This is a genomic window from Sulfitobacter sp. SBS6 (assembly GCF_048285585.1).
Taxonomy (GTDB): Bacteria; Pseudomonadota; Alphaproteobacteria; order Rhodobacterales; family Rhodobacteraceae; genus Sulfitobacter; species Sulfitobacter pontiacus.
This window is the reverse complement of the sequence record NZ_JBLWBA010000005.1, coordinates 163275-173796: the sequence shown is the minus strand read 5'-3', so window position 1 is coordinate 173796 and position 10522 is coordinate 163275. Positions and strand designations below refer to the sequence as shown.

At 59.4% G+C, this 10522-nt stretch carries 10 protein-coding genes and 1 tRNA gene; 9 read left to right on the top strand and 2 right to left on the bottom strand.

The features are described from left to right. Window positions 1–21: 21 nt before the first annotated feature. On the bottom strand, window positions 22–741 hold the full coding sequence (locus tag ACNQ62_RS04240) for a TetR/AcrR family transcriptional regulator (protein WP_235602519.1): 720 nt from the start codon (window positions 739–741) through the stop codon (window positions 22–24). Window positions 742–1095: 354 nt separating this feature from the next. Between ACNQ62_RS04240 and ACNQ62_RS04235 the strand changes: the two genes are divergently transcribed. Both ACNQ62_RS04235 and ACNQ62_RS04230 read left to right on the top strand, forming a co-directional pair. Beyond that, window positions 1096–2304 (top strand): efflux RND transporter periplasmic adaptor subunit, encoded by a 1209-nt coding sequence (locus ACNQ62_RS04235; protein ID WP_418094281.1) that lies wholly within the window; start codon window positions 1096–1098, stop codon window positions 2302–2304. After that, a complete protein-coding gene (locus tag ACNQ62_RS04230) occupies window positions 2301–5408 on the top strand; it encodes an efflux RND transporter permease subunit (protein ID WP_418094280.1) in 3108 nt (1035 codons plus the stop codon). The genes ACNQ62_RS04235 and ACNQ62_RS04230 overlap by 4 nt, the downstream gene beginning before the upstream one ends. A 153-nt stretch (window positions 5409–5561) precedes the next feature. On the opposite strand, the gene ACNQ62_RS04225 is transcribed toward ACNQ62_RS04230, so the two are convergent. Further along, window positions 5562–5651 (bottom strand) — tRNA-Ser (locus ACNQ62_RS04225). A gap of 147 nt (window positions 5652–5798) precedes the next feature. Between ACNQ62_RS04225 and ACNQ62_RS04220 the strand changes: the two genes are divergently transcribed. The 7 genes from ACNQ62_RS04220 to ACNQ62_RS04190 all read left to right on the top strand — a co-directional run bounded on the left by ACNQ62_RS04220 (window position 5799) and on the right by ACNQ62_RS04190 (window position 10505). Then, window positions 5799–6641 carry a DUF2059 domain-containing protein gene (locus tag ACNQ62_RS04220; protein WP_418094279.1) on the top strand — a complete coding sequence of 281 codons (843 nt, stop codon included), beginning with the start codon at window positions 5799–5801 and terminating at the stop codon, window positions 6639–6641. A gap of 2 nt (window positions 6642–6643) precedes the next feature. After that, window positions 6644–7453: a hypothetical protein gene (locus ACNQ62_RS04215; protein ID WP_418094278.1), complete on the top strand. Its 810-nt coding sequence runs from the start codon at window positions 6644–6646 to the stop codon at window positions 7451–7453. A 223-nt stretch (window positions 7454–7676) separates the two neighbouring features. Next, entirely contained in the window at window positions 7677–8390 is a 714-nt protein-coding gene (locus tag ACNQ62_RS04210; protein ID WP_005853569.1) for a 50S ribosomal protein L21, read from the top strand. Between the two features lie 12 nt (window positions 8391–8402). Beyond that, window positions 8403–8672, top strand: coding sequence for a 50S ribosomal protein L27 (gene rpmA / locus ACNQ62_RS04205; protein ID WP_005853571.1), 270 nt, complete (start codon window positions 8403–8405; stop codon window positions 8670–8672). A 98-nt stretch (window positions 8673–8770) separates the two neighbouring features. Continuing rightward, window positions 8771–9367: a GNAT family N-acetyltransferase gene (locus ACNQ62_RS04200; RefSeq protein WP_418094277.1), complete on the top strand. Its 597-nt coding sequence runs from the start codon at window positions 8771–8773 to the stop codon at window positions 9365–9367. Then, window positions 9364–9966, top strand: coding sequence for a LysE family translocator (locus tag ACNQ62_RS04195; RefSeq protein WP_064216498.1), 603 nt, complete (start codon window positions 9364–9366; stop codon window positions 9964–9966). Before ACNQ62_RS04200 ends, ACNQ62_RS04195 begins: the two co-directional genes overlap by 4 nt. Window positions 9967–9968: 2 nt before the next feature. Next, the gene (locus ACNQ62_RS04190) at window positions 9969–10505 is read left to right on the top strand and encodes a GNAT family N-acetyltransferase (protein ID WP_005853576.1); all 537 of its coding nucleotides are present in this window, start codon (window positions 9969–9971) and stop codon (window positions 10503–10505) included. Window positions 10506–10522: the final 17 nt, after the last annotated feature.

Here is a 10522-nt window from a genome sequence, read left to right as displayed (position 1 = left end):
CAAGCCCCGCCTGTTTCGTCGCTACGGGACCAAGCCTGCCAGCATTCGGCGGTATTCGGTGGGATTTGACAGTGCGACGCTGCCGACCGGCAGGCCAAGCAACCTGTCGCAGATGCCACCTTCGGACCGAAGTCGTGCGTCAAGCGTATCTACTGCGGCATCGAGGTCGCGCTGGCTCGCCAATGCGAACACCTTGATCAGAACCTCACCCCGTCCCTGTGAAAGGCTTAACATCAGTTCAGCGGTCAGTCTTGCGTCAACGGGATCGAATGTCCCTTCGTCAATACCCGCTTTGATGATCGCCTCAAGAACGGGCATCACGACATCGGCCTCGGCATCGCATATCCGGCGATAGGGAATTTCGTTTCCTGGACGAGAGAAAATACTAACGAACCCACGAAGCGCGTCAACGTTATCGGCCGACCATTGTGCTGCACCGTTCAGCAAACCGTTCAACTTGGTCAGCGCATCCCCGACAGTGTGGTTCACCGCGGCTTCCGTGGTCTGGATTGCCTGTTCCGTCATACGCGCAATAAGGCCGGTCAAGAGGTCTTCTTTTGCAGCAAAGTGGTGGTAAAAGCCGCCGCGGGAAATGCCTGCTGTGTCCTGAACATCCGCGACGGTGACGCTGTCCCATCCCTGTTCCATAAATAGCGATTGGGCTGCATCAAGGATCAGATCCCGCCGTGCTTCGGGGGCCATGCGCACGCGGCTCTCGGCTTTGGGTGTGTGTTTTACCAATGCTATGACTCCGTCGCCCTAATGGTCGCCATACTGATCATGGGTCGGTGGTTACTTAGGTTTCTGCGGATCGCAGGTCAATGACGGGCACCGCCTGATTGCGATAGATCGTGCTGTGACTGGCGAAAGGCGTCTAGGAAAGGTGTCAGGTTGTCAGGCTGGTTCATCTAGCATGGTAATACTTGGATGCCTCGACGTCACATTGACGTTTCATGCGCACCGTCTATTTCTCGCTTACAGACTGCTGGTCTGTTTCTAATAAGCGTCATATGATGCGACCTCTTTGAACGGCGGCCTACATGGTGTGCATGTCTGAAAAGGAACCCTGTGTGTGAGAGTGAAGGCCAACTGGAAATGAGCGACAGCGAAAACAAAGAGCAATTGTCTTTCGAGGACGATAAAGGCGCGTCGCGGTCGGCGTGGATTGCCGCGGCTTTGGTTGTCGCCATCGTCGGCTGGATGGGCAGCGGGTATATCCTGCCCTCGGGTGACGAAGACGCAGGGCAAGCTGAAACTGCCCCCGCCAAGCCGGTTGCCGTAGCGGTTGAAAAGTCGACGCCTCAACAGGTCACGATATCCTTTCAGGCGGAAGGGCAGGCGCAACCTGACCGCGATACGTCGATCCGCGCCGAGGCGTCAGGCGACGTCGTGGATGTCTTGGTGATGGAGGGGGAAGAGGTCGAGGGCGGCGCGGTGATTGCTCGGCTCTCAGCGACGGGAGCTCAGGCAGATCTTGCGCGGGCCCGCGAAGAATTCGCCCGTGCGGACCGAGAGTTCAAGAACGCAACTGAACTATTGAACAGAGGGGTGGCGACTGCCGATCGGGTCAGCCAAGCACGCGCCACGCTTGCCGCCGCCGAGGCATCCGTGACCGCAGCGCAAGAGGCGATAGAGGCACTTGTTATCACGGCCCCGTTCACCGGACGTGTCGAAGAGCTGTCACTTGATGCGGGTGAGTTTATTCAGGCGGGTGCCGAAGTCGGGCGCATCGTTGACAATCGGCCGCTGACAGTTGCGTTGCAAGTGCCACAACAGGCGCTTGGTCAGATCAAAAGCGGCCAGACGGCGACGGTGAATTTCATCACCGGAGAAGAGCGTGAAGGCACGGTGAGCTTTGTCAGCACGGCTGCAAATGCCGAAACCCGCACGTTTCTCACCAAGATCACCGTGCCGAACGAAGACGGTGCCATTCCCGCCGGTATTTCCGCCGAAATTCGGATCCCGACCGGTTCGACAAGCGCGCATTTCGTGCAGCCCTCGACGATATCGCTGAGCCCAGAGGGGCGCTTGGGCGTCAAAACCGTTGATGAGAATGATATGGTTGTGTTCACCCCCATTCGCATCGTGCGGGCAGAGATCGATGGCCTGTATGTAAGCGGCCTGTCGGACGCAGTGCGGATCATCACTGTCGGTCAGGGTTTCGTGAACGAAGGCGAAAAGGTGGCACCGTCGTTGCAAGCCAAGGCGGATGACGGTGAGGAAAACAGCACCCCTCAAGATGGGCAGCCCGCGCTTCCCATTCCCGATAGTGACGCGACAAGCGACGAAGGGCAGCGGGAATGAATACGATTATTGACGCCGCATTCTCGCGTGGCCGGGTCGTTCTGATGGTGCTTCTTATGCTCTTGGGCGTAGGCGCGGTCGCCTATGTCGCCATCCCCAAAGAAGCCAACCCCGAGGTACCTTTACCGCTTGTTTACGTCTCCACGGGCCTTGAAGGGATCAGCCCGTCTGATGCCGAACGCCTGCTGATCGAGCCGATGGAATCCGAATTCGCCGCGATTGCCGGGCTTGAGAAGATCCAAAGCAATGCATCCGAAGGCTATGCGAACGTCCAGCTTGAATTCACCCCCGGCGGAGACATCGACGAAGCGCTGCGCAAGGTTCGGGAAGCCGCAGACAGGGTCGAGGGAGATTTGCCCGAAGACGCCTATGACCTCACGGTGACAGAGATCAACACGGCGCTCTTCCCGATTATCACCGCGCTCATTTCGGGGCCGGTGCCAGAGCGCACGCTGAACGCAATTGCCGATGACGCGCAAGAAGCTATCGAAGGGCTCTCCGGCGTTCTGGAGGTCGAGATTGGCGGCGCGCGGGACGAATTCCTTGAGGTACTGATCGACCCGACGGTTTTCCAAACCTACAACCTGAGCTTTGATGAGCTGATCGGCCAGCTTCAGCGGAACAACCGTTTGATTGCGGCGGGTGCCATCGAGACGGGGGGCGGGCGCATCGTGCTCAAGGTGCCGGGCCTGATCGAAGACCTGCAAGACGTCATGGAAATTCCGGTAAAGGTGCGCGGAAATACGGTGGTGACATTCGAAGACGTCGCAACCGTCCGCCGCACCTTCCAAGATCCGACGGGCTACGCACGCATCGACGGGCAACCGGCACTTGCGCTTGAGGTGAAAAAGCGGTCCGGGGCGAATATCATCGAAACAGTCGCGGCGACGCGTGCGGCGCTGGAAGAGCTGCGCAAGGATTGGCCCGAAAGCATCGAGGTAACCTACCTGCAAGATCAGTCCGAGCAGGTAGAGACGTTGCTGAGCGACCTGGAGGCAAACGTCATTGCAGCGGTTTTGCTTGTGATGATCGTCATCGTGGCTGCCCTTGGCCTTCGGTCGGCTATCCTTGTCGGTCTTGCCATTCCGGGGGCGTTTCTGGTGGGGGTAACGGCCCTTTGGGCGATGGGGTTCACGATGAATATCGTGGTTCTCTTTTCGCTGATTTTGGTTGTCGGGATGCTGGTCGATGGGGCCATCGTAACGGTCGAGCTGGCGGACCGTCGTCTGCAAGACGGGGATGATGCGCAAACAGCCTATGCCTATGCCGCAAAGCGCATGGCTTGGCCGATCATCGCCTCAACCGCCACGACCTTAAGCGTGTTCTTTCCGCTTCTGTTCTGGACCGGCATGGTCGGCGAGTTCATGAAGTTCCTGCCGATTACCGTGATCCTGACCCTTTTCGCATCCCTTTTCATGGCGCTCATCTTCATCCCGGTACTGGGTGGCCTCATCGGGAAACGCCAGCCGCAAAATGCGGCGGCCAAACGTGCGCTAAGCGAAGCTGAAAACGGTGACCCACGGCGCATTGGCGGACTGACGGGAGCCTATGTGCGTCTGTTGGAATGGGCAATCCTCAGGCCCGGTGCGACGGCGTTGCTGGCGCTTGCCATGCTGCTTGGCAGCTTTGGTCTATACGGGCAGTTCGGCACCGGCCTGTCGTTCTTCCCCTCGGTAGAGCCTGAGTTCATGCAGGTGCAGGTGCTTGCCCGTGACAACTTCTCTATCTACGAACGTGACGCGTTGGTGCGCAGAGTCGAGCAGCGTTTGATGGCCTACGATGAGGTGGCCACCGTCTATGCCCGATCCACGATGAGCGCAGGGCAAGGCAGCGAAGAAACCATCGGTACGATACAGCTTGAGCTCACCGAATGGGACAGTCGGCGCGCGGCAGAAGCCATCGGCACCGATATCCGGCGTGATGTCGCGGACATAGCGGGCATTGATGTTCAGGTCCAGACCGAAAGCGGCGGTCCCACCGCTGGCAAGCCGATCAACCTTCAGATCGCGGCGCGCAATCCGGCGGTACAGGGCGACGCTGTCGCGCAGGTTTTGTCCATCATGGAGCAGATCGGCGGCTTCACGGATGTGACCGACACGCTGCCGCTTCCGGGGGTAGAGGTGTCCATCCGCGTGAACCGGGCGGAAGCCGCGCGATACGGCGCAGATGTCAGTCTTTTGGGGCAGGCCGTTCAGCTGCTGACCCAAGGCATCGCCGTCGCGGATTACCGGCCCGAGGACGCGGACGGAGAGCTGGATATCCGGGTTCGTTTCCCGGCCGAGGAACGGTCCTTGTCAGAGCTTGGAAACCTGCGCGTTCCCACCTCTGCCGGATTGGTGCCGATCTCCAACTTTGTCACCTTCGAGCCGGTTGAACGGACGGGCACGATCACACGTGTCGATGAAAAGCGCGTCGTGACGATAGAGGCAAATGTCGCACCCGGTTTGTTGGTCAACGATCAGGTGACGGCTTTGCAACAAGCCCTGGACGCCGCAGATTTGCCCGACGGGGTCAGCTATAGCTTCGCCGGCGAGGCGCAGGACCAGACCGAAGCGATGGTGTTCCTTGTTGGTGCCTTCGTGTCCGCGATTGTCTTGATGCTGGTGATCCTGGTTCTTCAGTTCAACAGCTTCTACCAAGCCTTCGTCGTGATGAGCGCGATCATCTTCTCGGTCGCGGGTGTTTTGCTTGGCTTGATCGTCACGGGGCGCCCCTTTGGCGTTGTGATGGGGGGCATCGGGATTATCGCGTTGGCGGGCATCGTGGTGAACAACAACATTGTTCTGATTGATACCTACAATGATCTACGATCCTCTGGCATGCACCCGCGCGAGGCCGCCTTGCGCACAGGCGCACAACGTTTGCGGCCTGTCTTTTTGACATCGATTACCACGGCGCTTGGCCTGATGCCGATGGTGCTGGGGGCCAACCTGAATTTCTTCACGCGCGAAATCGTCTTTGGCGCGCCATCGACTCAATACTGGACCGAACTGTCGAGCGCGATTGTAGGGGGGCTGGTTGTCGCGACACTTCTGACCCTCATCCTGACACCTGCACTGTTGATGTTCGGCGAAAACGGAGAGAAGGTTAACGAACCGAGGTAAGTTTTAAGACGCGCTTACGATATAGGGTTGGAACGGCATGGCAGATGCGGTCATAGGGAACCTTTACCATTGTGCGACGCCCCGATCAGAGAATTTCTTGCCCCAACGCGGATTTTTGATGTCTGTGGGCGGTCTGTATCAGCTGAAGAATAATGGCGGAGAGACAGGGATTCGAACCCTGGGAACCCGTGAAGGCTCAACGGTTTTCGAGACCGCCCCGTTCGACCACTCCGGCACCTCTCCGCATCGGTGTGGTGCGTCCGTTTAGGATGGATTTTGCGGGGTGGCAAGGGGGGCTAGGCCAGTTTTCGCGGACACGGGGAATTTCATTGCTGACAGATGGATTTCGCCTAAGCTCTTGGGGTGGATCAACTTGAAAGGAATGCCCTGATGCGCCGACTGTCCCGTTTGCCGTTAACTTTATGTTTTGGATTGGCGGTCATGGTATCGCTGATTGCACCGATGGCACGGGCCACCGACAGGGAAAGGGTCGATGCATTTCTGGAAGTCACAGGGTTTGATGTCGCCCTTGAAAGCATCCGGCTGTCTGCTGATTCCGCGCCGGAAATGCTGGGGATTGATGCGGATGCCTTCGGCTCTGAATGGTCGCGTCTGGTGCGCGAGGTATTCGAGACGGATTTGATGCTGGACATGGGGGCCGGTATTCTGGCGCAGGCGCTCAGCGATGATGCGCTGGAACATGCGTCGGATTTCTATGCCAGTGATCTGGGCCAACGCCTGGTGGCCGCCGAAAACGCGTCGCATATGGAGGAAGACGATGCCGCGAAGGCAGAGGCGGGCGATGCGATCCTGGACGGGCTGCGCGGGATCGATTCTCCGCGTGTGGATCTGTTGGCGCGTCTGAACGGGGCAAGCGATGTCGAGGAGAGCTCGATCAAGGCTCTGCAAGAGGTGCAGATCCGGTTCCTGATGGCAGCGGCGGGCGCGGGTGTGATAGAATTACAGATGGAAGAGCCCGACCTGCGCGAAGCGATGCGCGCGCAAGAGCCCGAGATGCGCGCCTCTATCAAAGAGAACGCGCTGGCGGGGGCGGCCTATACCTATCAGGCGTTTTCGGATGAAGAGGTGCTGGTCTATGCCAAGGCGCTGGAAGATCCGCAGATGCAGGAGGTCTACGCGCTGATGAATGCCGTGCAGTTCGAGATCATGGCGAACCGGTTTGAAGAGGTCGCACAGCGGCTTGGCACCATGCAACCCAGTCAGGACCTGTAACCATGCGCGCCTTTGTTCTTGCTGCTGGCCTGTGGATGCTGGCGCTGCCGCTTTGGGCCGACGCGCGGTCAACCGTGCTGGTGGATGTCCTGCGTCTTGGCGAGCTGGCCGAGATTTTGCAGCGCGAGGGGTTGGAGAACGCGGAAACGCTTGATCGCGATATGCTGGGCGGGCAGGGCGGCGCGGGGTGGGCGCTGCAGGTGCGCGCCATCTACAACCCCGAACGGATCGTCGAAACTCTGCGCGGGGCATTGGATGCGGGCTTGCAAGGGCAGGCCCGCGAGGATGTCATTGCCTTTTTCGCGCAAGAAACGGGCGCAAGGATCATCACGCTCGAGAACGAAGCCCGCGCCGCTATCACCGACCCCGAGGTGGAAGACGCCGCCCGCGCAGGGTTCCATGACCTTGAGGGCAGCGACGACCCACGTCTGGCGCAGATCACCACATTGATCGACAGTGGCGATATGATCGATCGCAATGTTACCGCCGCGATGAATTCCAACTTTCAATTCATGCGCGGGATGGCAGATGGCAACGCGCTGCAGATGACAGAGGCCGAGATGCTGGCCGACGTGGCGCAGCAGCAAGAAGAGATCGCGCAAGACACGCGCGGCTGGCTTTATGGCTATCTGCTGCTGGCGTATTCTCCGCTGGAGGATGCAGAGCTCGACCGCTATATCGCCTTTGCGCAAAGCGATGCGGGGCGCAGCCTGAACACAGCGCTGTTCGAAGGCTTTGGCACCGCATACGAAGACGTGTCCTATGCCCTTGGTCGCGCAGTTGCGTTGAACATGGTGGCCGAGGAATTATAGCCAGCCGCACCGCCTTTGCGATAAGTCCTGCGAGGCCCGTGCTGGCCCTTGACATCAGGGGGGCGGTGCATCATACGGCAAGCCTCAACCTAAGGGTGCCCGTTTCGGGTGCCTTTGTTATTTCATGAACATCCCGAAACGGGATGCGCTGTCCGAGGTGGGCCAAGGCCCGACAAACTCCCGAACGGGGACCACAGGATGCGGAAACAGTAAAGGAAGACGCATGTTTGCGGTCATCAAGACAGGCGGCAAGCAGTACAAAGTTCAATCCGGCGATATGCTGCGGGTAGAACGTTTGGCTGCTGACGCGGGCGAAACAGTCCAATTCAACGAAGTTCTCATGCTGGGCGGCGATTCCCCCAAGCTGGGTGCTCCTTTGGTCGCAGGGGCCGGCGTTCAAGCCGAGGTCGTCGATCAGATCAAGGGCGAGAAAGTCATTCACTTCGTCAAGCGCCGCCGGAAGCACTCTTCCAAGCGCACCAAAGGCCACCGTCAAAAGCTGACACTGGTCAAGATCGGCGAGATCCTGTCCTCCGGCGCGGATAAATCCGACGTCAAAGCGGCAATCGGCACCGGTTCCGTCAGCGCTGCTGCCGTGACAGCCATGGAAGAGCGTTATGCGCTGAACAAAACCGATCAGGCCGAAATGGCCAAGCGCGTGAAGAACAACCAGGCCGAAGAGAAATCGGCCAAGCCTGCCAAGGCGAAGAAGGCCAAAGCTGCACCAGCAGCCGAAGGTGCCGACGATCTGAGCAAGATCTCCGGTGTTGGCCCCGTCATCGTTGGCAAGCTGAACGGTGAAGGCATCACAACCTTCGCACAGATCGCTGCTTGGACAGACGCTGACGTCGAAGCTATCGAAGAGAAACTGTCGTTCAAAGGTCGCGTCGGTCGTGAAGACTGGATCGCACAGGCCAAAGAACTCGCAAAAGGCTAAGGAGAGACACCAATGGCACATAAAAAAGCAGGCGGCTCATCCCGTAACGGCCGCGACTCAGCAGGTCGTCGTCTTGGCGTGAAAAAATATGGCGGTGAAGCTGTCATTCCCGGCAACATTCTGGTGCGTCAGCGCGGTACAAAGTACTGGCCCGCTGAAGGCGTTGGCATGGGCAAGGATCACACGATCTTCGCAACCGTTGACGGCAAGGTCCAGTTCCACAAGGGGCTGAAGAACCGTACGTTTATCTCGGTCCTGCCAGCGGCAGAAGCCGCAGAATAAGCCGCACCCGAGAGGTTTGAAAATTTAGGGATCGGCGGAAACGCCGGTCCCTTTTCCATTTTATCGCCCAGTGTTCACCCAGGAAGGGAGGGGCCGTTATGTCACGATCAAACCGCCCCGAGCTGAGCGATGGTATCATCTGTCTGCGCGCGCCCGAACACCGTGACATCGACGCCCGGTTCAAGCTTGGAAACACGCCCGAGATCCACCACATGTTCGGGGCAGAGCTGAACGCCGTGCCGGTGATGACCAAGGCGCTGGCCGAACGTTGGTATGAAACGCAGCTGGTTGAACCGCTGGCCTGGGTCATCGAACATCGCGGCAAGATGATCGGTGCGCTGCGCCTGCACAGTCTTCGTCCGTGGGACGCCAGCGCCGATGTCGCGATCGGCATTCTCGCCCCCAAGAAACTGGGCAAGGGGTTGGGGACACGCGCGCTGCATCTGCTTGCGGCCCACGCCTTTGGCCCGCTGTCGCTGCACCGCCTCTCTGCCCGTGTGCTCGACATCAACGAACGCGCTGCGGCCTGTTTCACCAAAGTCGGCTTTGCCGCCGAAGGGCGTGCGCGGCAGTCGTCTTTTCTGGGGGGTGAATGGCACGACACCCTGTTGTTCGGGCTAATCAAACCTGATTATGTTCCGCCCGTCTATGACGCCAAGCCGCGGCAAAAGCGCAAGAAGAAGAGCCAGTCATGAGCGTCGCCCTGACATCCTTTATCGTCTTCGCTGCAAGCCAGATCGGCACACCCGGACCGGCGAATATGGCGCTGATGGCCACTGGCGCGCGCTTCGGCTTTCGCGCGGCAGTGCCTTTTGTCGCGGGCGTGGCCCTTGGCAAACAGCTGGTGATCTGGCCAGTGGGTTTCGGGTTGATGCAACTGGCCGACCGCGCGCCGGGGGTTTTCGTCGCGCTGAAATTCGCCTCAGCCGCCTATATCATCTGGCTGGCGTGGAAGGTTGCGAACCTGCGGTTGGGGCAGGGCGCACGAACCGAGGCCGCGCCGGGCTTTCTGGCCGGGCTGATCGTCCACCCGCTGAACCCCAAGGCCTGGGCGATGATCGTGGGCAGTTTCACGGCCTTCATCGCGCCTGGGACGCCTGCGCTGACGGCGACGGCCACGGTGGCCGCCGTGCTGCTGGGATGCCAGATCGTGCTGCACCCCTTGTGGACGCTGGCCGGTGCGGGGATCGCAAAGACGGTCGCAGGCACCGTTTGGGAGAAATATTTGATGTGGACCTTGGCCGCTTTGACGGTGGCCTCTGTCTTGTTCGTGCTGTTCGGAGGAGGGACATAACGATGGAAGATTTAACAGTGTCGCAACAGCAAGTGATTGAAACAGAACGGTTTGATCTGCGCCCTGTGCGCATGTCGGATCGTGGGATGATCGAACATTATGCCAGCGATCCACGGGTTGCGATGCGCACCGCATCCATCCCGCACCCGCTACCGCCCGGCGTGATCGAAAGCTTCATCACCCGCGCCACCAGCACCCCCCGGACAGAAGATGTCTGGGTCATGGATGGGCTGAAAACCGGCGGCTCCGAGGTGATGGGCGTGATTTCCCTGATCCGGATGGACCGCGATCAATCCGAAGTCGGCTATTGGGTCGCCCCTGCGTTCTGGAACACGCATCTCGCGTCCGAGGCGGTACAGGCGCTGGTGCAGGCCAATCCGCTGCGCAACAAAAATATGTTCGCCTCGGTGTTTCGCGACAACCCTGCCTCTGCCAAAGTGTTGACAAATGCGGGCTTCCGCTATCTTGGCAATGCGGAAACCTATTGTCTGGCGCGCGAGACCTGCGTACCAACCTGGACGTATAGCCATAAACTATGACCACACGTGCCCCGAAA

What these genes read in the sequence shown, in the direction of transcription:
- ACNQ62_RS04235 (WP_418094281.1), top strand. Translation starts at nt 1,096, where the DNA reads ATGAGCGACAGCGAAAACAAAGAGCAATTGTCTTTCGAGGACGATAAA.
- ACNQ62_RS04230 (WP_418094280.1), top strand. Translation starts at nt 2,301, where the DNA reads ATGAATACGATTATTGACGCCGCATTCTCGCGTGGCCGGGTCGTTCTG.
- ACNQ62_RS04220 (WP_418094279.1), top strand. Translation starts at nt 5,799, where the DNA reads ATGCGCCGACTGTCCCGTTTGCCGTTAACTTTATGTTTTGGATTGGCG.
- ACNQ62_RS04215 (WP_418094278.1), top strand. Translation starts at nt 6,644, where the DNA reads ATGCGCGCCTTTGTTCTTGCTGCTGGCCTGTGGATGCTGGCGCTGCCG.
- ACNQ62_RS04210 (WP_005853569.1), top strand. Translation starts at nt 7,677, where the DNA reads ATGTTTGCGGTCATCAAGACAGGCGGCAAGCAGTACAAAGTTCAATCC.
- rpmA (WP_005853571.1), top strand. Translation starts at nt 8,403, where the DNA reads ATGGCACATAAAAAAGCAGGCGGCTCATCCCGTAACGGCCGCGACTCA.
- ACNQ62_RS04200 (WP_418094277.1), top strand. Translation starts at nt 8,771, where the DNA reads ATGTCACGATCAAACCGCCCCGAGCTGAGCGATGGTATCATCTGTCTG.
- ACNQ62_RS04195 (WP_064216498.1), top strand. Translation starts at nt 9,364, where the DNA reads ATGAGCGTCGCCCTGACATCCTTTATCGTCTTCGCTGCAAGCCAGATC.
- ACNQ62_RS04190 (WP_005853576.1), top strand. Translation starts at nt 9,969, where the DNA reads ATGGAAGATTTAACAGTGTCGCAACAGCAAGTGATTGAAACAGAACGG.